Origin of the sequence: Terribacillus saccharophilus (assembly GCF_002272745.1) — a bacterium.
Lineage (GTDB): Bacteria > Bacillota > Bacilli > Bacillales > Amphibacillaceae > Terribacillus > Terribacillus saccharophilus_B.
Window position 1 is genome coordinate 692,488 of sequence record NZ_NPBD01000002.1, and the last position, 26,290, is coordinate 718,777.

The following is a 26,290-nucleotide window of genomic DNA, read 5'->3' on the forward strand; positions in this document are numbered from 1 at the left end:
ATTATAACAACCTTCACCTAAAATTGAAAATGATTTAAGACTACGTTCACACCTTCTTAACAATATGCCTTAATGTAAAAAAAATAACCTGAAGTCGGTTGACTTCAGGTTGATTCTTTACAATTAAAACATATCGCTTTTCAGATAAGCATTTAACAACGCATACGTAGCTGTCAAAGCACTTTCATGTGTGCGTTCAAAAGCGTGTGATGCAGCAATACCCGGACCGATAAGACCATGACGGATATCGTATCCTGCACGTATCGCAGCGGACGCGTCTGATCCGTAATATGGATAAATATCCAGCTTGTATGGCAGACCATTGTATTGAGCGAGCTCGGCAAGCTGTTCTCTTAAAGCATAATGGTAAGGTCCGCTCGAATCTTTTACACAGATTGATACATCATATTCTGTAGTGGCTTGCCCGTCCCCAATTGCCCCCATATCGACTGCAATATATTCTACTACCTCTGACGGTATACTCGAATTTCCTCCATAACCGATTTCCTCATTATTCGAAATTAGCATATGAGTGGTGTATGGTAGCTGTTGGTTGTCTTCCTTTAGACCACGAAGCAGTTCAAGCAGGATGGCAACACTTGCTTTGTCATCCAAATGCCTTGATTTAATGAAGCCTGAATCAGTACGGACAAAACGCGGATCGAACGACACAAAATCTCCAACACGAATACCGAGTGCTTCTGTTTCTTCACGAGATGTTGTCTTTTCATCGATTCGAACCTCGATATTTTTCTCGTCCCTCTTTGCTTCTCCAGCATCCTTATAAACATGCACAGATGTTTGATGCATAAGGATTGTGCCAGTGAAGGCATTATCTTTGCTATGTATCGTACAATATTCCCCTTCGACACTGTTCCAGCGGAAACCGCCGATCATCGCCAAGGACAATGTACCATCCGCTTTTATTCCTCTTACCATGGCTCCTAGTGTGTCAACGTGCGCAGTCAGCAATCGATGGTGAGCTTTATCTTTACCTGGTACCGTAATGAGCAGGCTGCCTTTATTCGTCACCTTTGAATTGTATCCAAGTGAATCAGCAATACTGCGGCAAAAATCTATTGCCTGTTCCGTATAACCTGAAGGACTTGGTATATGCACTAGATTTTCCAACGTTTCTGATATTCGATCAATTTGCTGCATTCGTATCCCCTCTTTCATAACATATCGGTCTATTACATAGTATCAATAAGCGAGAGTTTGTCCAATGAGGAGGAAAACTTATGCGAAAATGGCTTATAATTGGCTGCATCTTCTTTTGCATAGTACTGTGCTTCACTTACATTATACGCATGCAGCAACCACAGCCTGTGATTCAGCATTTCCCGCTTGATGGCTCTGCAGCTTTCACCGATACATCTACCTCAATGAAAAAAGTGGATTTCCGCCGCATTCATTGGCGTTTGACAAGCGCACTCGACACCGAAGCATATTTACGTCAGGATGTTGGATTATTGTACGAAAATGGCAGATTGGTTGGGGTGATGAATAAATGGCTGCATCCTGCAAGCCGCCTTACACAGGAGAAAACGCATATCCTTCAGCCGAATAAACAGCTGGATGCAGTTTCTTTTCATTTTGCTGAACTGCACAAGAACCAAATTACCAGTTCATTCAAGCTGTCCGGTGTTCGATCATACACATCTGATACATATGAACTTTTTTCCTTTCCCAAAAATGAAAAAGAGATGCAGTCCCGGAAGCTAGCAAAAACAGAGACGAGCCGGACACTGCAGCAAGTCTGGACCGACGCGAAACAGCAATTATCCATCCCCGCCGGTCAGTATACAGAAATACCGCTTACTGCACTTCCGACTGCCGACTTAACGGCAATCTCAGGACTTACGGAAGATAAGAAAAGACAGGAAATCATCAGTCGGCTATGGGAGGGGCTGTATCGAAATTATATACTGCCAATCGGTCCAACAGTGAAAAATGGCACAGTAGCTACGTATATCCCGCTTTTGCTGTTTGATAAATCAGGAAAGCATCTCCGTGTCCTTTATCAAGATGAGACAGGACAGCACAGAGAGCTGCTACAATATTATTGAGAAAGCTTTCGCTGGAGCTGTTCGTACTGACTGTTATCCGGCGATATCTCGACAGCTCTCTTTGCGTGCTTCAAGGCTTCCTCTTTCTTGCCTTCTGCCTGCAGGACAAGCGCCAAATTATAATGAGCAGCATGATCCTCCGGTGTTAATTTCACCAGTTGCTCATAGTCCTGTGCACTTTTTTCAATGTCTCCAGTCTTGTAGTAAGCTAGACCACGATTAAAAAGGAGCATTGGTTCATAAACAGAATTCCCTTCATCCAAAGCTAGTGTTGCATCTGAAATAACAGCAGAATAATCGTTTTGCTTAACTGCATCTTCCACTTTAAGAACGTGACGCAGTGTATCATTCACAGGTCCAGTCAGGCCATACCATATGAGACCAGCAATAAGTGCGAAGGACAATAACGTACCGCCGATTCGCGCTCCTGTATTTCTCTTACCAGGCAGTCCGACGAGCAAGGCACTGGCGAAGCCTCCTACTAAGCCGCCGAGATGCGCGAATACATCAATCACATGGCTAGCGGAGAAACTGATCACTAAGTTAATCAGCAAAATAACGATCAAACCGTTCCCAATCGTTCGCCAGAACAACTTCGGATAAACAACGCCAAAATAAATCAGTGCTCCGAACAGACCGAAAATGGCACCTGACGCTCCAGCACTAAGATTATCTGAGAAAGCAAAGCTTGCCAGCCCGCCGATGCCCCCTCCCAAAAGATAGATAAGAAAGAAACGACGATGACCAAATATTTGCTCTGTCAATGTACCTAAATAGTAAAGTGACAACATATTTGTCAGAAGATGCAGTGCCCCGATATGTAAAAACATCGAAGAAACAATTCGCCACCATTCATTTTCTGCAAGAATTAATGGGTTGTACTTCGCACCGAGATCAATAAGTACAGAAGGATCAGTTGAGCCACCGAGCATAGTTTCCAATAGGAACATCAACACACAGATTCCGATAAGAACATATACAAGCAGCGGTTTTTTACGGTGGAATACAGCTTGATCTGCCTGCTGCTGCTGGACAAGCAAGCTGCGGAGTCTGCCCTTCTCCACCTCAAGCTCTTGTTCATCAGCTGAAGTCAATGTAACTTTGTCATCAAGTTTCAAATGGCGAAATAGTTTCTCCGATTCTTTTTCATAAGAGTCTCCATCCAAATAATAAAGCTGCATCGGAATAGGACGCTTGCTTTTGATGATCATCGGCTTCTTCAGCTTCGACCAGTCATCTGCAGGTTCCTGCTCACCGAAATAGACATTATGGATGCGCGTCTTTTTCGAGAATAAACCTTTACTCATATTTTGTATTTGATTTGCTGTTTTTAAAATATCCTGTTTTAAATGGTTTGCCCAAGTAAACGTTCTATAATTTAGTTTCACAACATGGGTGATACCATTCTGCTTCTTCTCGAGCCAACAGACACTTAGATCTTCTTCGGCTCTCAAAAATGTAAAACCATGAACGGCTAACAAACGATTGATCATCTTATAATAGGCCGTTTCTTCGTTGTAGGTCATACCTCTCCCCCTCTGCCTACAGTTTATCAAAAAAGTCATGGAAAAACGCCCAGTTTACACTGAGCGTTTAAATAAAATCGGCAGCATCCGGGAACGCAGAGGCTCAAATCCCATTGAAAGCCGAATAAGACCTTTGCGAAGAACCGTTACGGCTAAAAGTGCATTCAGCACCCGATACCGCTCCCGTATCAAAAATACGACACTTGCTGCCAACGTTAACGTTGTAATGAGGGTTTTCCACATCGGCACTCTTCCTTTCCTTCGGGATAACCCTAGTTTAACCCGAAGCCGAATACTCCTATTCGGTTAAAACAGAAAACCATCATCTGTCAGAAGATGATCGACTGGAAGATCTAAAGGTCCCACAGGTAATGACTGCTTAATCTGCTGACTTCCTGCTAGCGACAATGTTTTATTTTGATAATCGGTTAGATAGCGATCATAGTATCCTCCGCCGTACCCAATCCGGTAACCTGACATATCAAAAAGAAGGCCGGGGACAATAAGAAGATCAATGGTATCCTTCGAAGCAGGTTCACACCGATCGGCAATCGGTTCTTTAATGCTGAATGCTCCGTCCGTCAATTGGTTATAGCTTTCAATGTGGTAAAACTGCATAGATCGGTTCTCGATTGTGAGCGGAACACATATTCTCTTCTTTTCGAGCCACGCTTGCTGGATCAGCTTAGTTGTATCCCACTCATGCGGAAGAGCCATCGTCAGACCGATGCTTTTTGCCCCTTTCCAGACGGTAGAAGCAAAAAGGTGCTCTGCTAGCCGATGCTCGATATGCAGTTTATCCGTTTGCGGCATTTCTTTCAGCAAACGAAGCCCTTCCTGTCGAAGTTTTGCTTTTTCTTCCATTTGCTCAGCCTCCTTGATATGTAAAAAAAACTCCCACCGATTGAAGGGGGAGTTTTTTTGTCGAACTTATTTTGTTTCGCGGTGCAGCGTATACTTTTTCAAGCGTGGGCTATATTTTCTAAGCTCCATGCGTTCTGGATGTTTACGCTTATTTTTTGTTGTAATGTAGTTACGATCTCCTGTTTCTGTGCAGGCGAGAGTAATGTTTACACGCATGTATAATCCCTCCCAACAATCTTAAATAAGTGTATGAAAACTTAACGATCTTCAGACCATCTAATAATAGCAGACTTATGTTAGGTAATCAACCGTTATCAATAACTATTTCAAAAAATGTCGAAAACAATATATCCGGTAGCTGTTTGGTATGGTATAACTAGGTTAGCAATAAGTAGGAGGTTTATACTAACATGTTAATTGCTGCTATCGCCTTTCTTACAGCTGGTATTATATTATGGATTTTCTCTTTCTTCATGCAAGATAAATTCAAACAAATGGATCAACAAATTGAACAATTGACCCTTTCGACTATGCAAGAAACATATACGTTGAATAAGAAAGTCAAAATTCTCGAAGAAGAGCTGCTACCAACTGTACAGCATGAACCAAAACCGAATAAGGCATCACAGAAACCTGCCATCTTCCAGCAGATTGTAAAGCTACAACAGCAAGGCTATTCCATTAAGGAAATTGCCAAGCAGACTAGTCTAGCTGAAGATGATGTTTACCGGATTGCTAAACAAGCAGGAGTTCAGTTATGAAGCAAGTAATCCAAGGATTCGCTACGGCTCTTCTGTTAGCTGGTGCTTGTATGTTGGCTATTCATTATACTGGAACTCCAAAAACTGAAGAAACAGCAACAGCTTCAGTTGCAGTCAAAACTGTAAAATCTAGTGTTGACGAAATGAAAAAAGAGCTTGAAGAAAACGACTATCATGTTTTATCTAATCAAGAATATGATGAGCTAAAAGAAACACAGAAGAAGGCTCCAGAAAAACCTAATAAAGAGGAGCAAAAAACATTTACTCTTAAACTAGAGAGTGGAATGACTAGCGAAGACGTTGCATCTGCACTTGAAAAAGCAGACATCATCGAGGACGCATCTGCATTCCGTACGTATTTGGATATTACAGAAGCAAGTGAATCCCTGCAAGTCGGTACCTATCATGTGAGTTCGGATATGAAGTACGAAGGCATTGCTAAATTAATGACAAAATAAGAAGCAGCGGCATATGCCGCTGCTTCTTATTTATTTAGATCGACTGCAGTCCCTTTAACAAGGTAAAGGATACTTTCTCCGATATTTGTAATATGATCTCCTACACGCTCAACGAAACGTCCAACAAAGACGAGCTGCATTGTCTGTTGATGCTTCCCTGACTGTGCCTTGCGCTCATCCAGCATGTCACGGAACAACTCTCCGTACATACTATCTACCACGTTATCCAAATCAGCCAGCTTTTTCGCTTTCGTAATATCTTCTTCTTCAAAGGCTTGGACAGCACTATGAATCATTTTGCTGACAACTTCCTGCATATCACGGATAGCCTGGGGAATGTCATACGGACTTAAAACATTCAATCGATTTACGCTTTTCGCGATATTTTTTGCATGGTCACCCATTCGCTCCAAGTCGGAGGATACACGAAGGAAAGCGACTAAGCGACGCAAATCCGTTGCTACAGGCTGCTGCATTGCAATTAACTGGATAGTCGCCTCATTGATCTCCTGATCACGTTCATTCAATAACTCATCATTCTCAATTACTTTATAAGCAAGATCACTGTCACGCTCATATAATGCGTCGATAGCTTGCTTTAAAGCTGTGTCTACTTCATACGCAAAAGAAATGATTGACTTCTGAATTGCTTCTAAATCTGCTGAAAACTGCTCTCTCGCTACCATACGTTCTCCTCCAATACGTAATTAACCAAAACGTCCGCTAATATAATCTTCTGTGCGCTTATCTTCCGGGTTAGAGAAAATTTTACCTGTTTCTGCTGACTCCACAACACGACCATGCAGGAAAAATGCTGTTTTATCTGAAATACGGGAAGCCTGCTGCATATTGTGGGTCACGATTACGATACAATATTTCTTCTTAAGCTCGGACATAAGCTCTTCAATTTTCAAAGTGGAAATTGGATCCAATGCTGATGTTGGTTCATCCATTAAGACGACATCTGGTTTCGTTGCAAGCGCACGTGCAATACACAAACGCTGCTGCTGACCACCGGAAAGACCCATCGCAGAAGACTTCAAGCGATCCTTTACCTCATCCCATAGTGCAACATCCTTCAAAGTCGTTTCCACGATTTCATCTAATTCGCTTTTCTTCTTAATACCATGAATTTTTGGTCCATACACGATATTATCGTAAATTGACTGCGGGAAAGGGTTACCTTTTTGGAAAATCATCCCCACTTTACGACGCAAGTCAACCAAGTCAACTCTCGAATCAAGCAAGTTTTTGTTTTTATAATTGATTTCACCAGTCATTTTGACACCTGGCTCCATATTTATCATCAGGTTAAGCGTCTTGATGAATGTGGATTTACCACAGCCAGATGGACCGATAATAGCATAAATTTCGTTATTCAATGCTTCCAGACTTACATCCTTCAATGCGTGGAAGTCGTCATACCATAGGTTCAAATCATTTACTTGGAAAATTGTCTCTTTCGCTGCTGCCACTTGCATAGCTGTCGTGCCTCCTACCCGAATCTACCGGAAATATATTCTTCTGTTTTCGTCTCAGAAGGATTAGTGAAGATTTTCTTCGTATCATCGTATTCCACGACATCCCCATTCAAGAAGAAGGCTGTCTTATCTGACACACGAGATGCCTGCGACATATTATGTGTCACGATGACGATACTATAATCTTCTTTCAGCTGCAGAATAAGTTCCTCAATCTTAGAATTGGATACTGGATCCAGCGCTGATGCAGGTTCATCCAATAGAAGGATCTGCGGTTCCATTGCCAGCGTACGAGCAATACATAGACGCTGCTGCTGACCACCGGATAATGATAAAGCTGATTGATGCAGACGGTCCTTCACTTCATCCCAGAGAGCAGCTTTGCGTAAACTTTCCTCAACGATTTCGTCAAGGACCTTCTTATTTTTCTGACCGTTGTATTTCAATGCATGTGTAATGTTGTTGTAGATGGATTTAGGAAAGGGGTTCGGTTTTTGGAACACCATGCCGATCTCTGAACGCAATGCTACAACATTGATGTCATTACGAAGGATATTAATTCCGTCATAAATGATCTCACCTTCTGCTCGGCTGGATGGAATCAAGTCGTTCATCCGATTGATGGAACGGATGAATGTAGATTTTCCGCAGCCGGAAGGGCCGATCAGTGCTGTTACTGCGTTCTTCTCGATACCCATATTCGCCCGTTTCACTGCTTCATTATTACCATAAAAAATGCTGAGATCCTTTACATCAAGTACAACTTCTTTCTTAGAAGCTCTTGTAATGGATGCAGCCAATTCATCTTCTGTTCTCGTTTCTGTTGGTTTATCTGCTGTATAGTTCATGTCACGAACTCCTCTCTTCATCATTTACCTGCTGTTAGCTTCTTATGAATGACACTGCCCAACCATCTAGCGAGGAGATTGAACACAAGTACAGCAATGACTAGAACCGCTGATGCACCATTGGCTACTTCACGTACATCTGGAATAAGACCTTGTGTATTAACAGACCAGATGTGAACAGCAAGTGTTTCAGCTGGTCGGAAAATGTTCAGCGGAGAATTCTCTGCGAATGGATTCCAGTTTCCATAATCAAGTGTCGGTGTCGAAAGACCTGCTGTATAAAGCAGTGCTGCTGCTTCTCCAAAAACACGGCCGGAAGCTAGAATTGCACCTGTAAGAATTCCAGGAAAGGCATATGGAAGTATGACTGTCTTAATTGTATGCCATCTTGTAATACCTAAAGCCAAGCTCGCTTCTTTTTGTTCTTTTGGTACGCTTCGAATTGCATCCTCTGTTACTCGCACCATTACAGGAATATTAAAGATAGTAAGTGCCAAAGCACCACCAATAATTGTATAACCCCAGCCAGTGATGTTAACAAAGATCAATAGACCAAACAAACCTACAACGATAGAAGGCAATGAAGCCAGCATCTCGATACACGTACGAATAAAGTTTGTTATTTTGCCCGGTTTTGCATATTCAGCCATGTAGATCCCGCCACATACTCCTAGTGGCACTGTAATAATCATCGTGATAAACAGGATATACAAGGAGTTGAATAGCTGGTCACGAATACCGCCGCCAGCTTGATAAGAGCTGGAAGGAGACGTTAGGAAATCCCACGTTACCTGCGGCAGCCCATTAGATAAGATGAAATAGAATAGATAAAGCAGCAATGCAACCATGATTGCTGCGATTGTGTAGAATACACCTGTTGCGATTCGATCTGTGATTCTGCTGTTCATTAGATTTTCCTCCTACCGGACAAGTAACGGACAACAAAGATAAATAGGAACGAAATGATGAGCAAGATGAGACCCATCGACCAAAGTGTGTTGTTCTCAATACTGCCATATGTCGTATGTCCGATGTTCAGTGTAACAATTGTTGTCAAAGTTCCAGCTGTGTCAAAAATGCTGCCAGGGATATCTCGTGTGTTACCGATAACCATTTGTACAGCTAGTGCTTCTCCGAACGCACGTGCCATTCCTAATACAATAGCTGTAAGTAAGGAAGGCAATGCAGCCGGAATTAATACTTTACGAATTGTCTGCCAGCGTGTCGCACCTAGTGCAAGTGAACCTTGTCGCAAGCTGTTAGGCAGTGACCGCATAGCATCTGTTGCTATAGTAGTAACCGTAGGGAGAATCATAACAGTCAGGACGATAACACCTGCAAACAAACTAAAACCTATACCAGGGAAATTATCTCGTAATAATGGCACAAGGACCACGAGTCCAATAAAACCATAAACAACAGAAGGTATACCTACCAATAGTTCGATAACCGGCTGCAGTACTTTTTTACCGAATTTCGGTGCAATTTCAGACATGAATATCGCTGCACCAATACCAAGTGGTGCTGCAATTAATGCAGATAGGAAAGTCACGGCTAATGAGCCGAAAATAAATGGAAATATACCAAATGATGCATTCTCACCGCCTGTTGGATTCCAGTTCGCGCTAGTTAGATATGCAATTGGATTAATGTTATTGACTGTGAAGGACTGCAAACCTTTTTGGGCAAGGAATACAGTAACAGCAATTGTCGCAGCAATCATAATAACTGCACATATAGTAACGAGGGAACGTCCGCGTACTTCGTCCCACCGTCTGTTTTTCTTAGTCAGAATCAGCCGTTCTTCAGCTGATGGAGATACTGATGCTTTTGCCAACTTGTACAACTCCTCATGAAAACAGCGGAAAGGAACACCATAAAAAATGGTCTCCCGCTGTCTGTGATATAGCTAATTTATATAACCACAGTAAGGTAAATGCAGTATTACACTGCATCTACCTTATGTTTTTAATATTATTTTTCAGTAATATTGCCTTCTGCGTCGCGTTCAACCTTCATCTCAGTCATTGGAACGTAACCTTGGTCAGGTACGATTGTAGTTTGAACTTCGTCGCTTAGCATATAATCTAGGAATTCTTTCGCTAGGCCTTCAGGCTCTCCATTTGTATAAGAGTGCTGATATGCCCAGATTGGGAAGTCGCCAGATCCGATTGTTTCGTTTGTAGCTTCAACACCATCGATTTTAGATTTTACGATAGTATCGTCATCGAAGTAAGATAGTGCCAAGTAACCGATCGCTCCGTCTGTATCAGCAACGATTTGCTTAACAGTGTTGGAGGAATCCTCTGTAACACCTTCTGCTGGTGTTTCGCCATCAAGTGCGTATTTTACGAAAGTATCACGTGTACCTGAAGAATCAGGACGGTTAACAAGTGTGATTTCTTGGTCTTCTCCACCTACTTCAGACCAGTTTGTCACTTTACCAGTGAAGATGTCGATTAGCTGCTGTTTTGTAAGATCGTCTACACCCGCGTTAGGGTTGATAGCTGCAGTCATACCAACAACCGCTACTTGATGATCAACAAGAGTTCCAGCATCGATGCCTTCTTTCTCTTCTGCAAATACATCAGAGTTACCGATTTGGATACTACCTTCCTGAACTTGGCTAAGTCCAGCTCCTGAACCACCTGCTTGAACCTGAATGTCTGCATCAGCGTTTTCACCTTTGTACTGTTCAGCTGCTGCTGCTACTAAAGGCTGCATTGCACTAGAACCTGCTACAACGATGGAAGTTTCAGAAGCTTCTCCGCCGCCGCTGTTGCTGTTGCCGCTTGTGTCTCCTTCAGATTCATTGCCGCCAGCGTTTCCGCCACATGCTGCAAGTACACCGATAACTAGAGCGAACATTGCAAGCAATACAGATAGTTTCATCTTCTTCATGTTTAATTTTCCCCCTACGTGATTCGATTAGTTCATTTGCCTTACAAGTACAATATTAACTTGTCTCTATTAAGGAAAAATAAACGGAATGTAAAGGTTGTGTAAATTTAAGTATTAATTTGTTGAAAAAAAAAGAACCACCCCGTTTATTGGAGTGATTCTTTGGGTATAACTATTATTCGTTTTTGTCTTCGTCGTCAGGAGCTGTATGTTCGTAGTAGTATTCAAGTGCTCGGTTCATGATGTTATACGTGATAGGATACTGCGTTCCGCCGCTGATGATACCTAAGTTTGGTACCATAACAGCGAAGGCGATATCTGGATTTTCGTCATCAGCGTATCCAATCAAAGTCCAGTTCTCCAGGTCAGTACCATTTATACTAGTCTGAGCAGTCCCAGTTTTACCGGCAATATTATATGTTTTTGCTTTTGCGCTTAAATGACTGTAAGCAGTACCTTTTTGTGTTTGGAACACCATCTCGAAACCTTGTTTTACACGATTTATCTGATCGTCCGTAGCAGTGATCTTATTCAATACTTCCGGAGACTTTGTTTCCGCGAGCGGACCTAGTTTATCCTTCTCATTTGACGGTTCATGAATCTCACTTACAAAATGCGGTTTAATTCGATATCCTCCATTTGCAATGGTAGATACATATTGAGCCAACTGCATCGTAGTATAAGTGTCGAACTGTCCGATTGAGAAGTCAAGTAGGTTACCTGCCTGTCCTGTAGTCCCAACATAGCCAGTTGATTCAGATGGCAAATCAATTCCTGTTTCAACACCTAAACCAACTTGGTTATAATAGTTCCGCAATTTCCGGAATGCATCGTGATCAAAGGATACACTATCACCATATTTGTAATTATATTCTCCGCCTAATCGTAAAGCGACATTGAACATATATACGTTGGAAGACATTTGCAATGCCTGCAAATCTGTAATTGTTCCCATATTCTTGTAAGAAGATTTCTGTGGAGTACCTTTAATCTTCATTGGCGTATCATAAAACGTCTGCCCCATTTTCACAACGCCTTCCTGATACCCAGCAAGCAATGTCGCTCCCTTAACGGTGGAACCGACCGCATTTGCGCTGAAGACAGTATTCATATCAGCAGATTCATACTTATTATCTTCCCGGTCATAATGCTGTCCGCTGGCTGCGTAGATTTCACCAGTATTCGGGTTAAGCATTACCGCCATTGCATCTTCTAGATAACGGTTTGAACCAGGATGCTTGTTGATAGCACTTTTCAGTTCATCGCGCACGATTTTATCCAGTTCTTTCTGGAAGTCCATATTAATGGACAATTGAAGATCCTGGCCTCGCTGTCCTTCAGAGATGACATCCTGCGACACGATGCTGTTGCTGTTATCCGTTACGTAGCGAACACGTTTTTTGTCACCTTTCAGGAGACTTTCATATTCCTTTTCAAGTCCACTCGTACCAATCCGGTCATTCAGCTGGTAGTTACGGGACTTATAATAATCCTCTTCCCCTTCTGGGATACCTGTCTTAATTCCCCCAAGGATGCCGCTGAGAGAACCATCAAATGGATAATAACGTTCCCAGTCGGTTGCAACGTTGATGCCGGACAATTCGCCCATATTTTCAGCAATCGTCGCATATTCCTTTTCGGAGACATTTTTATTCTTGATTACATGCGGCACAAGCTCAGTGGCGCTATCGATTTCACGTTTGATAGCGATAATTTGTTTAGCATGATCATCACTTTCAAGTTCCTTATAATCATCTTCTGTAATCCGCTCTAAGGTAAGATCGTATACTTCTGAGTCATCTAGGGTCTCTTTTTCTGAAGCAGTGATCCTGCCGTTCGCTTCGTCTGAATTCAATACGTACCAATACTCTTTGTACTCACGCTCGGTTATCTTGTCGATTGCCTTATCTTCCATCTTGATGATATCAGCAAGCTTTGTAGCAATCTCTAAACGTTTTTCAGAAGAATCTCCGTTTTTTGGCGGAGTATATGTGATGGAATAGACTGGCTCATTCCCGACAATCACATTTCCTTCGCTATCATAAATCATTCCGCGTGGAACAGAAATTTCAGCGATATCATTTGTCGTCTCTTCCAGTACTGCCTGGTGCTCCTCCCCATTGATAATCTGCACAACTCCAAGCTGCAGAACCAAGGCAGAGAACAGCAGGAAAACAATCGCAAACAAAACATTGAGACGGAAAGGAAGCAGTGCACGCTTCTTCTTCCTTTTTTTAGACATAATGTTCCCCCATTCTTACATACTGGTCCCATTATATCATCATCCACGGTCCGCTTCTACTATAGACTGTCAGCGATTGTCGTCTCCTGCGATTTCATTTTTCGGAAGCTTCTTAACTGAAGCAGCTGGCGCGAAGCTCTTGATATGTCTCGTAAAAAAGTAGATGAAAAATGGTCCTGTTCCAAGAATAAACATTAGATAAGGAATGGAAGCATCCGCCCAGATTCCCACCCCGATAAGCAATAGTACGACAGAAAAAATCCTGCCTATGTTTGTAGCCACATCACTAAGGACAATATATTCCACCCGCAGTTTTGCAGCATCTCTCGCCTTACCGATTACATCATAGGTAAGAGATAAATAAGGCACGTATAGAATCGGATAGAAAACACCGATGATAGCAGCATAAATTAGCAAAGTAGTAAAATTTAGCTCAACCAACAGAAGCACGACACTAAGGGAAAGTGCAACACCACTAAGGAAGATAGCCGTCTTTCTCTGCCGGCTTTTAATGTAACGGGTCGCTATATAATAGAAGATAAACGAAAAAGCGGAATAGACGAGATTAAATGTACCAAGCGAAAGCTCACTATTCGTAACGATAAAAACCCATACAGATATGATGAATGTATAGATACCTTCTCTCACACCTTGGAACACATGTGCCAACACTGTATTGCGCCAAGCCGAATCGTGTTTAACTTCCTTCCATACCTGCCTCAGACCGAATTTACCTTCTGCCCCTCTTCTTTTTATACCCGCTGTACATATAACAGCCAAAAGGAACAAAAAGAAAGATACAGCGAAAATCAGTGTATAGCCATGAGAATTGTTCATTCTGGTAATAATGTATCCGGCGACAAATGGACCGATCATACCTGTTAAAGATTGCAAAAGACCGGATACGCCATTGAAAAAGTCTCTTGTTTCTGGTTCTGTTACCTCGAAAGTAAGTACAGAATAAGCCAGCCAGTACATCCCATAGCCTATTCCAAGCACCGCGCCTAGAAGCAGATTATAAGAAGCTGCTTTTTCCCCTGTAAATAAAACAAGAAGAAAAAATACACTCAGAAAGAAAACGCCTATGCGGAGTATGATAACTCGATCGATTCGTTTCGCCCAACTCCCGGACAATGTAAAGAGAATTGTTTGAGCAACATAAATCGCTAAGTTGTACATCGCAATATTGATCAAATCATTGGTCTGTTTCCATAAGTAAATATTAACAAACGTATTCGACAGAAAGATACCGAGAGAGTAAAGGGCCCCGATAATAAGCAACACATGCAGCTCTTTTCTGGTAGAATCCGCGGTAAATAAGTTCGGCTTCATAATGCCATCTCCTTTTACTGCTACTTAGTATCTGTCAACAGAAAAGAGATATGCACATAAAAAGACACCAGCTAAAAGCTGATGTCTTTTTGAATTACCGTCTTATTTTGCTTCTCTGTAAAGACGCTCTACTTCATCCCAGTTTACAACGTTCCAGAAAGCACTGATGTAATCAGGACGTTTGTTTTGGTATTTCAAGTAGTAAGCGTGCTCCCATACATCAAGGCCAAGAATTGGTGTCTTGCCCTCCATAACAGGGTTGTCTTGGTTTGGAGTAGATACGATTTCAACTTCACCGTTTTCTACGATAAGCCAAGCCCAGCCAGAACCGAAGCGGCCAGCTGCTGCAGCTGCGAATTCTTCTTTGAATTTATCTAGTGTACCGAATTTGTTTGCAATGGCACTAGCTACTTCGCCAGTCGGCTCTCCGCCGCCATTAGGAGAAAGAAGCTTCCAGAATAGGCTGTGGTTGTAATGACCGCCGCCATTGTTGCGTACAGCTGTCTGTACGTCAGAAGGAAGTTCGTTAACACCTGCAACAAGCTCTTCCAAGGATTTGCTTTCTAAGTCAGCTTTCCCTGCGATTGCGTCGTTTAGCTTAGTCACATATGTGTTGTGATGTTTTGTGTGGTGAATGTTCATTGTTTCCTTATCGATATGAGGCTCAAGTGCGTCGTATGCGTAAGGCAATTCTGGTAGTTCAAATTTAGCCATGATTATTCCTCCTTAAATATATGTAATTCAAAGGTGGTTACCTTTTCGTAAAGCGTACCAAAGCTTATCTGAAACGGCAAGTATTTTGCTTCAAGAGCATTGTATATTCTTCCCAGCCTTTTGTTTTTAACACACAAAAAAACAGCCATTCATTTGAACAGCTGCTTTTTTAAAAGTGGCTCGGGACGGAATCGAACCGCCGACACACGGATTTTCAGTCCGTTGCTCTACCGACTGAGCTACCGAGCCATGATATGGAGGAGGAAGAGGGATTCGAACCCCCGCGAGCCGTTAAGCCCCTGTCGGTTTTCAAGACCGATCCCTTCAGCCAAACTTGGGTATTCCTCCGCGTTTTCATGTGAAATTATTCAAATGGTGGACCCTGCAGGACTCGAACCTGCGACCGATCGGTTATGAGCCGATAGCTCTAACCAACTGAGCTAAGGGTCCGGTTATGTTTAAAGGGCGATTGATGGGAATCGAACCCACGAATGCCGGAGCCACAATCCGGTGCGTTAACCACTTCGCCACAACCGCCATGACTTTTAAATTATATGGTAGCGGCGGAGGGGATCGAACCCCCGACCTCACGGGTATGAACCGTACGCTCTAGCCAGCTGAGCTACACCGCCATATGGCTCCACAGGCAGGATTCGAACCTGCGACCGATCGGTTAACAGCCGATAGCTCTACCACTGAGCTACTGTGGAATAATTTGATAAGTTATGTATTCGCAACTAAGTTATGTACTAGCGACGTTATATAATTTATCATGCATTCAATAACTTGTCAATCGTTTTTACATAAGTTTTTATTATGTTTTTTTGTTCTTGTTAACTGACAGGAATACTATAGCATGTCTGTTCATATTTGTGCAAGCAAAAAATAAAGACAGGAGATATTTCTCCTGTCTACTCACCCAAAATCAACTGCGCAATATTGACCGCGTGATCGCCGATACGCTCTAAATTACTGATAATATCTACGAACACAATTCCTGCGGATCCGGCGCATCTCCCTTCATTCAAACGAATAAGATGCGACTTTCGGTAAGCACGTTCCATCTTATCAATTTTATCTTCCTTCTGAAGGACTGCAAGCGCTGTTTCCCGATCCTGCTTGTCCAATGCCTGGAGGGCCTGTTTTACTGTCATTATCGTCAAATCGAACATGCTGTTGAGTTCCTGCTGCGCGTCTCTGGTCAGCTTGATGTTACTCGAAATTTGGAAATCGACGAACTCGACGACATTCTCGAAATGGTCTCCGATACGCTCGATATCCCGGATTGCATCCAGGAGAGCTGCGTGCATGATGCTCTCTTCTTCAGAAAGTGTGTTAGTTGAAATTTTAGAAAGATAATCAGTAATCTCCCTATCCTTCCGATTCACTTCCTTTTCCAGCTGCATAGCCAAATCAGCGAATTGTCTTTCATGATTATTCGCATATGTACTTGCCTGTTCCAATCCATCTACAGCAAGCCTGCCCATATGTAATACCTCCAGCTTCGCTTGCTCCAATGCAAGAACCGGAGATTGCTGAATGAATAATGGATCAAGATGGTTGGTCAATGCCATTGGCTTCTCTTCCTCACCAGGTATTATTTTAGTAATAAGCCAGACAAATAAACCGAGAAACGGCAGCAACATTAACGTATTTACAAGATTGTAGAAACCGTGCGCGCTCGCAATCGTCAGCTTATCATTCAATTCGAATACATGCTGCATCCAAGCTACGATATCGACGAATAAAGGCAGAATCAATAGAAAAACTACCATACCGATTGCATTGAACATAACATGACTGAGCGCTGCCCGCTTAGCCTGTACAGTGGCTCCAATTGCTGCAAGCATTGCCGTCAGTGTCGTCCCTAAGTTATCCCCGAGCAAAACCGGCATAGCCGCCTTCAGATCGATTCCATTCTGCGCATAAAGCTCCTGCAGGATAGCAATTGTTGCGCCACTGCTCTGCACGACAATTGTTGTGAATGTCCCAATCGCAACTCCTGTTATCGGATTCGAGTGCATACTTGTCGCCAAGGACTGGAATGCATCCATGCCAAGGACAGGGTGCAGCCCTTCCCCTATCAGAGTCAGTCCATAGAAAATACCCCCGGCTCCGAATAACACTTTCCCGACCTGCTGTGTACGCTGATTTACGAAGAAATAGATTAGAAATGCTCCTACAGCCATGATCGGCAGACCGAATTTAATTAAATCAATTCCGATAAAGAACGCCGTCAAAGTCGTTCCGATATTCGCTCCCATAATCACAGAAACAGCCTGTCTTAAAGTCAGATAGCCAGCATTGACCAGCCCGACAATAAGGATGCTTGTTGCAGTGCTGCTTTGGATAAGAACAGTTACGATAAGGCCTGATAGCACTCCGACAAGCGGATGGATGGTGAATCTGTGCATCGCAAGCTGCAGTTGTTTGCCGTATGCTCGCTGCAGCCCATCCCCAAGATAACGGATTGAAAAGAGAAACAAGCCCAATCCGCCGATAAATTCAAAGATGATAAATTCCCAATTAGACAAAGCAAGCCTTCCTTCCCTTCTCAGTGTTTCCTATTCAATTATTGAATTTGTTAGAAGGCTTGTAAAGGTCTTGTATGGAAATTTACAATTTATTTAGCTGTTTTTGTAAATTAATTTTTATTCTCTTCGACTTTTTCTACCATAATTCTCGCTCCGCTTACATTCGTCACTTTAATTTTACTGCCTCTATCCAGCCACTTTCCATCTGTGATAGCACTCAACTCACGGCCGTCCACCCGTACTGTACCTGACGGACGCATCGACGTTACCGCTTCTCCCTCTTGTCCTACAAGGGCAGCGTACGTCTCATTCATTGAGTTATATCCCTTTTCTGAACTAAGTGTATCGAGCAGAGCTATTTTCCCCCACATATCTCTTTTTGGGAATGCCTTGAGGAAAACGAAGGAACCAACCGCTCCAATGATGACTCCAATAATTGCATAGATACCTGCTGTCCAATTCGGTGCTGTGAATCCGACTGTAAGCAGCATCGTCAACAAACCGATAACACTGAGCGTACCGTCATTCAAAAGCTTTCCGTCGATGACGATTAATAGCATCCCTAAGAAATACAACGGAAGCATGTACCATATTGCAGAAGGATCCAAGTAACTGATAAAGAAAGTACTGATAAAGCCTGCTCCTAATAAAAAGAGGATACCTTTTGTTTTAACTAAAATTTCACCTATAAGAAACATCGTCCCGAGACCGGTCATAAAGACCGGAAGCCAATTATAATCCAGCATGCACATACTCCTTTCTCCTACTATCTATATACGAGTTAAGATACTTTTTGTTTCATCATAAAGGTATTTTCCTTCCTATGCCTAATACTTAACATACACGTACGAAGAGCGGAGGAGAATCTATGTGGAAACGGATCGGTGTTTTTCTGTTTTGCTGCGCGTTATTTATGAGCATATGGAAGGATCTTACGATAGGCAGTCCGGTACCTGCCACACCGGCAGAAACGACAACGGAAGAACCAGGAACCGATGAAAAGCAAGAAATGCCCCAAGAGACGTTTCAGCCTGTGCTTCTGCAGGTAAAGCAAGGAGACACACTACTTTCTATAGCAAATGAGTTGAACAATCATGACTTGCGCGTTACGATGGAACAGGTGATCGTGGATTTCGAGGAATTGAATCCCGGGAAGGATCCCTATGCACTGGATGCAGGATCCGCCTATTATTTCCCCCATTATCCTAGATGAAGATTTTATTAAAGTTGAGCCTAGTTACTTCTAATTTAGCAGTATTAGCATTATAATGGGAAAATATAAGGATATATCCCTGTTTTCCTCGCGATAATCAAAGGAGCGATATATAAATGGCATTAATACACAGACAAGATACCCGTCAGGTCAATGTTGGTAATATTACGATCGGCGGTAAAAACGAGGTTGTCATCCAGTCTATGACAACAACAAAAACGCATGATGTGGAAGCTACTGTAGCGGAAATACTGCGTCTTGAGGAAGCAGGCTGCCAAGTAGTAAGGGTAGCATGTCCTGATCAGCGTGCAGCTGAAGCGATTCCTGAAATCAAGAAACGCATAAATATCCCACTAGTTGTAGATATTCATTTCAACTATAAATTGGCTCTCAAAGCAATCGAGGGCGGAGCGGACAAAATCCGGATTAACCCCGGTAACATCGGGAAGCGGGAGAAAGTCGAAGCTGTCGTAAACGCAGCTAAAGCAAAAGGTATCCCGATTCGAATTGGTGTTAACGCCGGTTCACTGGAGCGTCATATTCTAGAGAAATATGGCTACCCTACTGCAGACGGTATGGTAGAAAGTGCATTGCATCACATCAAAATACTCGAGGAGCTTGATTTCCACGATATCATCGTTTCCCTTAAGGCATCCGATGTGTCATTGGCTATTGAGGCATATGAAAAAGCAGCAGAGGTAATTCCTTATCCGTTGCACCTTGGTATTACAGAATCCGGAACACTTTTTGCCGGTACGGTGAAAAGTGCTGCCGGTTTGGGAGCTATCTTGAGTAAAGGTATCGGAAGTACGATGCGTATTTCCTTAAGTGCAGATCCAGTTGAGGAAGTTAAAGTAGCTCGCGAGCTACTCAAAATATTCAATTTATCTTCCAACGCGGCGACACTGATTTCCTGCCCTACATGTGGACGTATTGAAATCGACTTGATTAGTATTGCAAATGAAGTTGAAGAATACATCAGCACAATTAAAGCACCTATTAAAGTAGCTGTACTCGGATGTGCGGTAAACGGCCCTGGTGAGGCTCGTGAAGCGGATATCGGTATCGCTGGTGCTCGTGGAGAGGGTCTTCTGTTCCGCCACGGTGAAATCATTCGTAAAGTACCTGAGGAAACGATGGTAGACGAATTAAAAATCGAAATCGATAAGATTGCAGAAGAATATTTCGCTGAACAAGCAGCTAAAGAAAAAGAAGCAGCTAAAGCATAAGAAAAAGCTGACTCCGAATGGAGTCAGCTTTTTTTATACATATGGTGCAGTGAATAGAGAAATGACAATTGCTAAAATACTTATAACTAAGGCGATATTCCCTAATACATCTGCGCCTCTTCTCTTCGCCAGTACGCCGAAGACGATACCAGCCGCTCCGACAAGGATCGGTGCAAAAAAGAAAGATGCAACAGATAAGATCAAGGCAATATAGCCAAACATTTTTCCAGAATCAGTCGTTTGCTGTCCGCCTTCTTTTTCAGAACGTCGATAACGGTCTTCAGCAGGAGAAATCTCCGCTGCCGTCTCTACATCACGTTTTGATTTTACATCTTGATCAAATTGTTCCTTATCCATATGATACCTCCTTATCTGGGTAAGGTATGGTTCTAGTTTGTGTGGATCGAGCATAAACTTACCAGGTAGATAAAGGAATTAGCATGCTACATCCACATCTTAGAGCTGGAGGTTTCAAATGAATTTCATCGTTCATAAACTTGTGCTAAATAAGCTGCGTAATCTAACCGTTGATGAGATCCTGGAGCATAGCCAAGAGTACCAAGTTCCTCTTTCACCCGTGCAGGCATCCCAAATTGTTCAATTTCTGCGTCAGAACAGGCTAGATCCGTTTAAAGAAGATGATCGGCTTCAGATGCTGAAAGCACTCGCACAGATCACCGACACACAAACCGCCCAAAAAACCCATCAGATTTTTCTGCAACTGGCAAAAGAACATGGCATCAAATTGTAGAAAAATACCCCGAGGCAGGTGTGCTGCTTCGGGGTATTTCATTAAGCCAGGATATTTTCTTTTAAATTCGGGTTGAAACTGTTGTTCATGAGCATATCAATTTCATGCGCATATGGTGCTTTTTTGTTCTTTTTATCTTCTCCAACGAATGGAGTCTCCAGTATTTTTGGCAGCTGCTGCAGCTGGTCGTGATGAACGATATACCGCAGAGCATCGTAGCCTATATGACCGAATCCAATATTCTCATGACGGTCTTTTCTTGCTCCACGTTCATTTTTACTGTCGTTCACATGGAGTACCTTCAGTCTATCCAGACCGATCACTCTGTCGAATTGATCCAGTACACCATCAAAGTCGTTCACGATATCATAACCTGCATCATGCGTATGGCAAGTATCGAAGCAGATGGAAAGTTTGTCATTATATGTGACACCATCTATTATACGCGCCAATTCCTCGAAGTTGGATCCTACCTCAGATCCTTTTCCAGCCATTGTTTCCAAGGCAATCTGAACTTTCTGGTCCTTCACCAGCACTTCATTCAGACCCTCAATAATCTTTTGGATACCCGCAGCGACCCCTTCGCCTACATGCGCACCTGGATGCAGCACTATTTGCTTCGCTCCAATAGCTTCTGTTCGCTCGATTTCACTGCGAAGGAAGTTCACACCCAATTCGAAGGTTTCCGGCTTGATTGAGTTGCCGACATTAATGATATAAGGAGCATGTACAACAATATCTGTGATGCCATGCTCTTTCATATGCGCTCGGCCAGCTTCAATGTTCAGCTCCTCAATTGCCTTTCTTCTTGTGTTCTGCGGTGCTCCTGTGTAAATCATCATAGCGTTGGCTCCATAGGAATATGCTTCTTCACTTGACCCCAAGAGCATTTTCTTACCGCTCATACTAACATGTGATCCGATTATCATAAATCCACTTTCTCCTTACTTTCGCTTAAAACGATCTTGTCGGTCCAGCTTCTTCTTGATTTTATTTTTCTCATACTGCATTTTCCGCTTGTAGCCCGGTTTTACTTTCTTCGGTTTACGTACTTGCTTCCAAGCTTGAGATTCATTATCAGATTCGGTTTTCTTCCGTATAACCCGTTCGTTCCACGCTTTCAGCTCTTTCCATTCTCCATTGGCAATGTCATAGGTCGTAAATTCAAGACCTTTCTTATCCAGTTTTTGAATCAGCTCTAAGTCATGATCGTTGTAAAGACTGATTGCAGTCCCTTCCATACCAGCACGTGCAGTTCTTCCAACACGGTGTACATAGAATGGTTCTTCTTTCGGAAGCTGAGCGTTAATAACGTGGCTGACACCTTTGATGTCGATACCGCGCGCTGCCAAATCTGTCGCAACAAGATACTGGAAACGCAGTTCCTGAATATCGCGAAGTACGCGTTTTCTCTCCCTTGGTGTAAGTCCGCCGTGCAAAAGACCTACCTGCAGCCCTTTATCCGTCAGTTCTGCTGCAAGGACATTGGCTGCTTCCTTTCCATTCACGAAAATGATGGCCATATATGGCTGGATAACACTTGCTATTTTCATGATTGTCTCTGCTTCATCACGGTGCCGCATCGGAACTAAACGATGCTCCATCGTTTCCGGAGATAAATGACCTCCGATTTCAAAGTGCTTCGGATTGTTCAAATACTTTTTCAAGAACGGCTGCAAACGCTCAGGTATTGTCGCAGAGAAAACAAGCAGCTGTACATCCTGACGCATGCGCGTCAAAATCTGGTCTACTTCTTTGATAAAGCCTAGGTCCAGCATCAAATCTGCTTCATCTAGGACGAAGCTGGTAGCTGGATATAGATCTAGCGCCTGCTCCTCCATCAGATCCAAAATTCTTCCTGGTGTACCAATGATGATCTGCGGCTGTGTCTTTAATTTCTCAATTGATCTTTTCTTGTCTGTTCCGCCAATGAATAGCTTCGCATGCCAATCGTGCTCTTTACCGGCAAGCTTGATAAAATTACGAGCTTCGTCGTAAATCTGGATAGCAAGCTCGCGTGTCGGTGCTGTGACAACGAATTGTGCATTTCGCTCGCCTTCCTTCAATTTACTGAACAATGGAATCAAATAAGAATGTGTCTTACCAGATCCGGTGTGGGATTGGCCGATTACACTTTCACCCCGCAGAACTGCCGGGATGACTTTTTCCTGGATTGGTGTTGGGTTTGCAAAGCCTAGTTTATCAATCGCTTCGTTGACAGTTGGCTGAAGCGCGTATTGTTTAAATTGATGATTTTTCATGTGTAACTCCTTTAGGTCATTCTCTTTCTTTTATATTATAGAGGACTTTGTCTTATTTTGCACGATTACACGAGGATAATAAACAATCTTTGTCATATTCCTTATTAGCCTTTATAATGGAGGAGACCCAGAAATAGATGTCCCGTGTAAACGGAGAAGGGGGAAACACAGCGAATGAACGTAATTAAAATAGCGCCGCGAGGTTATTGCTACGGTGTGGTAGATGCCATGGTGATTGCGCAGAATGCCGTGCGGGATGAGAATCTTCCCCGGCCAATTTATATTCTTGGTATGATCGTGCATAACGCCCATGTAACCAATGCATTTGAAACAGAAGGTGTCATCACACTCGATGGTTCAGACCGAATGGAGCTTTTGGAACAAATAGACAGCGGTACGGTTGTATTCACTGCTCATGGTGTATCTCCTGAAGTGAAACAGCGTGCACATGATAAAGGGCTGACTGTCCTGGATGCTACTTGCCCAGATGTAACTCGTACACACGATCTAATCCGTGAAAAGGTTGCTGAAGGCTATGAAGTAGTTTATATCGGTAAAAAAGGGCATCCGGAGCCAGAAGGCGCAATAGGCGTTGCTCCCGGAAAGGTACATCTCGTCCAAACAGAAGAAGATGTACAAGAACTTGAATTAGACGCTCAAAAGCTGATCGTAACTAACCAGACAACAATGAGTCAATGGGACGTTTACGATGTAATGCAGCTCGTAAAAGAAAAATTCCCGCAAACTGAAATGATTCAGGAAATCTGCATGGCAACTCAAGTTCGTCAAGAAGCAGTCGCCGAACAGGCCAAAGATGCTGATCTGACATTAGTTGTCGGTGATCCGCGAAGCAACAACTCTAATCGCCTCGCACAGGTATCTCAAGAGATTGCCGGTACGACAGCATACCGTATCGAAGATCTTTCCCAGTTGAAGCTTGAATGGCTGGAAGGCGTCGAAACAGTTGCTATTACTGCCGGTGCCTCCACTCCTACTCCTGTGACGAAGGAAGTTATCAACTTTATTGAGAAATTTGATCCAGCGAATCTGGAAGATGTGAAGCTGGAATTCAATGTTGATCCGAAAAAGATACTTCCGAAAGTCAAAGTTAAAAAAGCGTAAGAAAACCGAGTCCTTTCTGGACTCGGTTTTTTATATAACTTGAAATGGATCCGTGTTTACTTGTGATACACATATTGGCACATTCGTAAATGCAGATTGTAGATAATCTGCTACTTTTTGCTTCATGATCTGCTCTGCATAATGACCGGGGTCAATCAGACAAAGACCCGCTAGCATTGCATCTTGTGTCTCATGAAATGTTAAATCACCTGTAATATACACATCTGCCTGCTGCAATGCCTGGTCAATATAATCCCTTCCGCTTCCTCCAAGTACAGCAACTGTTTCTACTGAAGCAGATGCATGACCAGTAAATCGTACATGCTGGACATCATACCGCTGTTTCACCAGTAGAGCCAATTCCTTCAAGGTCATCGGTGCAGGCAATTTTCCGGTACGGCCTAACCCATAGGCTTTCCCTTTCATTTCAATAGGGTAAATATCGTAAGCCACTTCCTCATATGGATGTGCTTCTATCATTGCAGCTACTGCACGGCTTACATTCTCTTCCGGCACCAGTACTTCGATACGAACCTCTTCTACACGTTCCATTTCGCCAGCATGACCGATGAACGGCTGCGCCTCGGCATTCGGTTGAAAATAACCGTTTCCTTCCGAAACGAAACTCACTTTCTCATAGTCGCCCACATTTCCGGCTCCATTGGTATGCAATGCATCCTTCACATTTTGTTCATGTGTTTTAGGAACAAAGACGATCAACTTTTTGAAAGTTTGGTGCCCCGCAGGAAGGAATACTCGCTTCTGTTCGAGACCCAATGCATCTGCCATCAAATCATTGACGCCATCTTCGACTATGTCGAGATTCGTGTGCGCTGCATACACAGTTATATCATGCTTCATAAGCTTCTGGACGACTCGCCCCTTGGGCGTAGTAGTATCTAATTTTTTTGGCGGCGAAAATAATAATGGATGATGAGCAATGATCAGATTGGCATTTTGCGAAATAGCTTCGTCCACGACAGCTTCAGTTACATCCAATGTAGTTAGTACACCTGAGACTATTTGATCAAGCGTCCCAACCTGCAGGCCGACATTATCCCACTTTTCTGCCAGCAAAGGCGGGCACCATGATTCAAAATACGTAATCACATCCGCTATAAGCATCTGCTTTTCAGTCATTCAATTCCTCCTCTAGCCATGTAAGCTCTTGTTTAAAGGAAGCCATCTTCTCTTCATCAACATGCTGCGCCTGTTGCATGTTCGCTACATTGCGCTCCAGTTTCTGCTTGTAGTCCAGCCATTTCGCTCGGAAAGCTTCATTTTTTTCCTTCAATAAGATAGGTCCGAACAAAAGCTCTTTCTCACGTACAGCTGCATCCTCATGATAAATACTCTTACCCTCACGTACAGCTACTAACACCTCATAAATGTGTCCGGCTTCTTCTAAGATCTGTTCCTTTTGCAGAATGAATCCATTATTCTGGAACCACTTACGCAGAGCTCTGGCTTCTATATTAGGTTGGACAATAAGCTGTTCTACATGACCAAGCTTATCTTTACCTTGTTCTAAGATTGAAGCAATTAAAGGGCCTCCCATACCTGCAATGACGACTTGTTTCACCTCGTCTGGTTCAACGACTGCAAGTCCATCTCCCTTTCGTACATCTATTCGATCAATTAAACCTTGAAGCTTCACCTGTTTCTGAGCACTGCGAAATGGCCCCTCATTAATTTCTCCCGCTACAGCCTTGCTGGAAGGATCCTGCAAACATACATAGCAAGGAAGATAAGCATGATCAGATCCAACATCGACAAAATGCGCAGATTTCGGCAAATGGGCGGCTACTGCTGAAAGCCGCTCTGACAATGATAAAACGTTCATTATATCCAACTCCTTTGTCAAATATACGTGTTTTTTGTAAAATATCCTCCCACACTTTTTGCTGAGAGAATTTGCATTCGGCTTTCAATTTTTGTAAAATGTATGTATTCCCAAGGGCAATAAGAAAGCCCAGCCACATGC

General features: G+C 43.0%; 28 protein-coding genes and 6 tRNA genes. 7 read left to right on the forward strand and 27 right to left on the reverse strand.

Annotated elements, in window-relative coordinates:
• Nucleotides 1-123 precede the first annotated feature (123 nt).
• On the reverse strand, nt 124-1,161 hold the full coding sequence (locus CHH58_RS05290; protein ID WP_095262141.1) for a M42 family metallopeptidase: 1,038 nt from the start codon (nt 1,159-1,161) through the stop codon (nt 124-126).
• Between the two features lie 80 nt (nt 1,162-1,241).
• Between CHH58_RS05290 and CHH58_RS05295 the strand changes: the two genes are divergently transcribed.
• Nucleotides 1,242-2,069 carry a hypothetical protein gene (locus CHH58_RS05295; RefSeq protein ID WP_095262142.1) on the forward strand — a complete coding sequence of 276 codons (828 nt, stop codon included), beginning with the start codon at nt 1,242-1,244 and terminating at the stop codon, nt 2,067-2,069.
• Here CHH58_RS05295 and CHH58_RS05300 read toward each other — a convergent pair.
• The 4 genes from CHH58_RS05300 to rpmG form a co-directional block, all read right to left on the reverse strand.
• Nucleotides 2,063-3,595: a rhomboid family intramembrane serine protease gene (locus CHH58_RS05300; RefSeq protein WP_170937529.1), complete on the reverse strand. Its 1,533-nt coding sequence runs from the start codon at nt 3,593-3,595 to the stop codon at nt 2,063-2,065. The two genes, CHH58_RS05295 and CHH58_RS05300, sit on opposite strands and share 7 nt — an antisense overlap.
• 54 nt (nt 3,596-3,649) lie before the next feature.
• Complete coding sequence (locus tag CHH58_RS05305; protein ID WP_095218050.1) at nt 3,650-3,838, reverse strand: hypothetical protein; 189 nt, start codon at nt 3,836-3,838, stop codon at nt 3,650-3,652.
• 63 nt (nt 3,839-3,901) lie between these two features.
• Nucleotides 3,902-4,459 carry a 5-formyltetrahydrofolate cyclo-ligase gene (locus CHH58_RS05310; protein ID WP_095232829.1) on the reverse strand — a complete coding sequence of 186 codons (558 nt, stop codon included), beginning with the start codon at nt 4,457-4,459 and terminating at the stop codon, nt 3,902-3,904.
• 66 nt (nt 4,460-4,525) lie between these two features.
• A complete protein-coding gene (gene rpmG, locus CHH58_RS05315) occupies nt 4,526-4,675 on the reverse strand; it encodes a 50S ribosomal protein L33 (RefSeq protein WP_038561326.1) in 150 nt (49 codons plus the stop codon).
• Between the two features lie 194 nt (nt 4,676-4,869).
• Here rpmG and CHH58_RS05320 point away from each other — a divergent pair, with 194 nt between their 5' ends.
• Together CHH58_RS05320 and CHH58_RS05325 are read left to right on the forward strand one after the other, a co-directional pair.
• Nucleotides 4,870-5,220, forward strand: coding sequence for a helix-turn-helix domain-containing protein (locus CHH58_RS05320; RefSeq protein ID WP_095232830.1), 351 nt, complete (start codon nt 4,870-4,872; stop codon nt 5,218-5,220).
• Entirely contained in the window at nt 5,217-5,678 is a 462-nt protein-coding gene (locus CHH58_RS05325) for an endolytic transglycosylase MltG (RefSeq protein ID WP_095226921.1), read from the forward strand. The genes CHH58_RS05320 and CHH58_RS05325 overlap by 4 nt, the downstream gene beginning before the upstream one ends.
• 26 nt (nt 5,679-5,704) lie before the next feature.
• On the opposite strand, the gene phoU is transcribed toward CHH58_RS05325, so the two are convergent.
• From phoU to CHH58_RS05410, 17 genes are all read right to left on the reverse strand, one after another.
• Nucleotides 5,705-6,364 carry a phosphate signaling complex protein PhoU gene (phoU, locus tag CHH58_RS05330; RefSeq protein ID WP_095226920.1) on the reverse strand — a complete coding sequence of 220 codons (660 nt, stop codon included), beginning with the start codon at nt 6,362-6,364 and terminating at the stop codon, nt 5,705-5,707.
• Nucleotides 6,365-6,385: 21 nt separating this feature from the next.
• Complete coding sequence (gene pstB, locus CHH58_RS05335) at nt 6,386-7,159, reverse strand: phosphate ABC transporter ATP-binding protein PstB (protein ID WP_038561333.1); 774 nt, start codon at nt 7,157-7,159, stop codon at nt 6,386-6,388.
• Between the two features lie 14 nt (nt 7,160-7,173).
• Entirely contained in the window at nt 7,174-8,007 is an 834-nt protein-coding gene (gene pstB, locus CHH58_RS05340; protein WP_095262144.1) for a phosphate ABC transporter ATP-binding protein PstB, read from the reverse strand.
• Between the two features lie 20 nt (nt 8,008-8,027).
• Nucleotides 8,028-8,915, reverse strand: coding sequence for a phosphate ABC transporter permease PstA (pstA, locus tag CHH58_RS05345; protein ID WP_038561341.1), 888 nt, complete (start codon nt 8,913-8,915; stop codon nt 8,028-8,030).
• Entirely contained in the window at nt 8,915-9,844 is a 930-nt protein-coding gene (gene pstC, locus CHH58_RS05350) for a phosphate ABC transporter permease subunit PstC (protein WP_095226918.1), read from the reverse strand. The genes pstA and pstC overlap by 1 nt, the downstream gene beginning before the upstream one ends.
• 137 nt (nt 9,845-9,981) lie before the next feature.
• Nucleotides 9,982-10,908, reverse strand: a complete 927-nt coding sequence (locus CHH58_RS05355; RefSeq protein ID WP_095226917.1) for a phosphate ABC transporter substrate-binding protein — start codon at nt 10,906-10,908, stop codon at nt 9,982-9,984.
• 175 nt (nt 10,909-11,083) lie between these two features.
• On the reverse strand, nt 11,084-13,150 hold the full coding sequence (locus CHH58_RS05360; protein WP_095262145.1) for a peptidoglycan D,D-transpeptidase FtsI family protein: 2,067 nt from the start codon (nt 13,148-13,150) through the stop codon (nt 11,084-11,086).
• Nucleotides 13,151-13,219: 69 nt separating this feature from the next.
• On the reverse strand, nt 13,220-14,482 hold the full coding sequence (locus tag CHH58_RS05365) for an MFS transporter (RefSeq protein WP_095226915.1): 1,263 nt from the start codon (nt 14,480-14,482) through the stop codon (nt 13,220-13,222).
• A gap of 102 nt (nt 14,483-14,584) precedes the next feature.
• Nucleotides 14,585-15,196, reverse strand: a complete 612-nt coding sequence (locus CHH58_RS05370) for a superoxide dismutase (RefSeq protein WP_095218106.1) — start codon at nt 15,194-15,196, stop codon at nt 14,585-14,587.
• Between the two features lie 176 nt (nt 15,197-15,372).
• Nucleotides 15,373-15,445 (reverse strand) — tRNA-Phe (locus CHH58_RS05375).
• A gap of 6 nt (nt 15,446-15,451) precedes the next feature.
• Nucleotides 15,452-15,544: transfer RNA gene (locus CHH58_RS05380), tRNA-Ser, on the reverse strand.
• A 25-nt stretch (nt 15,545-15,569) separates the two neighbouring features.
• A tRNA-Ile gene (locus tag CHH58_RS05385) sits at nt 15,570-15,646 on the reverse strand.
• Between the two features lie 14 nt (nt 15,647-15,660).
• Nucleotides 15,661-15,733 (reverse strand) — tRNA-His (locus CHH58_RS05390).
• A gap of 18 nt (nt 15,734-15,751) precedes the next feature.
• A tRNA-Met gene (locus CHH58_RS05395) sits at nt 15,752-15,828 on the reverse strand.
• Between the two features lie 3 nt (nt 15,829-15,831).
• A tRNA-Asn gene (locus CHH58_RS05400) sits at nt 15,832-15,906 on the reverse strand.
• A gap of 201 nt (nt 15,907-16,107) precedes the next feature.
• Entirely contained in the window at nt 16,108-17,730 is a 1,623-nt protein-coding gene (locus tag CHH58_RS05405; RefSeq protein WP_095226908.1) for a Na/Pi cotransporter family protein, read from the reverse strand.
• Between the two features lie 110 nt (nt 17,731-17,840).
• The gene (locus tag CHH58_RS05410) at nt 17,841-18,476 is read right to left on the reverse strand and encodes an NfeD family protein (RefSeq protein WP_306452886.1); all 636 of its coding nucleotides are present in this window, start codon (nt 18,474-18,476) and stop codon (nt 17,841-17,843) included.
• A 122-nt stretch (nt 18,477-18,598) separates the two neighbouring features.
• Between CHH58_RS05410 and CHH58_RS05415 the strand changes: the two genes are divergently transcribed.
• Nucleotides 18,599-18,943: a type IV pilus assembly protein FimV gene (locus CHH58_RS05415; protein ID WP_095260700.1), complete on the forward strand. Its 345-nt coding sequence runs from the start codon at nt 18,599-18,601 to the stop codon at nt 18,941-18,943.
• A 116-nt stretch (nt 18,944-19,059) separates the two neighbouring features.
• Nucleotides 19,060-20,172 carry a flavodoxin-dependent (E)-4-hydroxy-3-methylbut-2-enyl-diphosphate synthase gene (ispG, locus tag CHH58_RS05420; RefSeq protein ID WP_095226905.1) on the forward strand — a complete coding sequence of 371 codons (1,113 nt, stop codon included), beginning with the start codon at nt 19,060-19,062 and terminating at the stop codon, nt 20,170-20,172.
• 33 nt (nt 20,173-20,205) lie between these two features.
• On the opposite strand, the gene CHH58_RS05425 is transcribed toward ispG, so the two are convergent.
• Nucleotides 20,206-20,529 carry a hypothetical protein gene (locus tag CHH58_RS05425; RefSeq protein ID WP_095226904.1) on the reverse strand — a complete coding sequence of 108 codons (324 nt, stop codon included), beginning with the start codon at nt 20,527-20,529 and terminating at the stop codon, nt 20,206-20,208.
• A 118-nt stretch (nt 20,530-20,647) separates the two neighbouring features.
• On the opposite strand from CHH58_RS05425, the gene CHH58_RS05430 reads away from it, so the two are divergent.
• A complete protein-coding gene (locus CHH58_RS05430; RefSeq protein WP_038561376.1) occupies nt 20,648-20,923 on the forward strand; it encodes a DUF2624 domain-containing protein in 276 nt (91 codons plus the stop codon).
• A 41-nt stretch (nt 20,924-20,964) separates the two neighbouring features.
• Here the strand turns inward: CHH58_RS05430 and CHH58_RS05435 are convergent, their stop codons facing one another.
• Both CHH58_RS05435 and CHH58_RS05440 read right to left on the reverse strand, forming a co-directional pair.
• Nucleotides 20,965-21,852: a deoxyribonuclease IV gene (locus CHH58_RS05435; protein WP_095232854.1), complete on the reverse strand. Its 888-nt coding sequence runs from the start codon at nt 21,850-21,852 to the stop codon at nt 20,965-20,967.
• A gap of 15 nt (nt 21,853-21,867) precedes the next feature.
• Complete coding sequence (locus tag CHH58_RS05440) at nt 21,868-23,184, reverse strand: DEAD/DEAH box helicase (protein ID WP_095226902.1); 1,317 nt, start codon at nt 23,182-23,184, stop codon at nt 21,868-21,870.
• A 174-nt stretch (nt 23,185-23,358) separates the two neighbouring features.
• On the opposite strand from CHH58_RS05440, the gene CHH58_RS05445 reads away from it, so the two are divergent.
• Nucleotides 23,359-24,306, forward strand: coding sequence for a 4-hydroxy-3-methylbut-2-enyl diphosphate reductase (locus tag CHH58_RS05445; RefSeq protein ID WP_038561383.1), 948 nt, complete (start codon nt 23,359-23,361; stop codon nt 24,304-24,306).
• 30 nt (nt 24,307-24,336) lie between these two features.
• Here CHH58_RS05445 and CHH58_RS05450 read toward each other — a convergent pair whose 3' ends face one another.
• Together CHH58_RS05450 and CHH58_RS05455 are read right to left on the reverse strand one after the other, a co-directional pair.
• Entirely contained in the window at nt 24,337-25,446 is a 1,110-nt protein-coding gene (locus CHH58_RS05450; RefSeq protein WP_249275036.1) for a Nif3-like dinuclear metal center hexameric protein, read from the reverse strand.
• Nucleotides 25,439-26,149, reverse strand: a complete 711-nt coding sequence (locus tag CHH58_RS05455) for a tRNA (adenine(22)-N(1))-methyltransferase (protein WP_095262146.1) — start codon at nt 26,147-26,149, stop codon at nt 25,439-25,441. The genes CHH58_RS05450 and CHH58_RS05455 overlap by 8 nt, the downstream gene beginning before the upstream one ends.
• Nucleotides 26,150-26,290 lie beyond the last annotated feature (141 nt).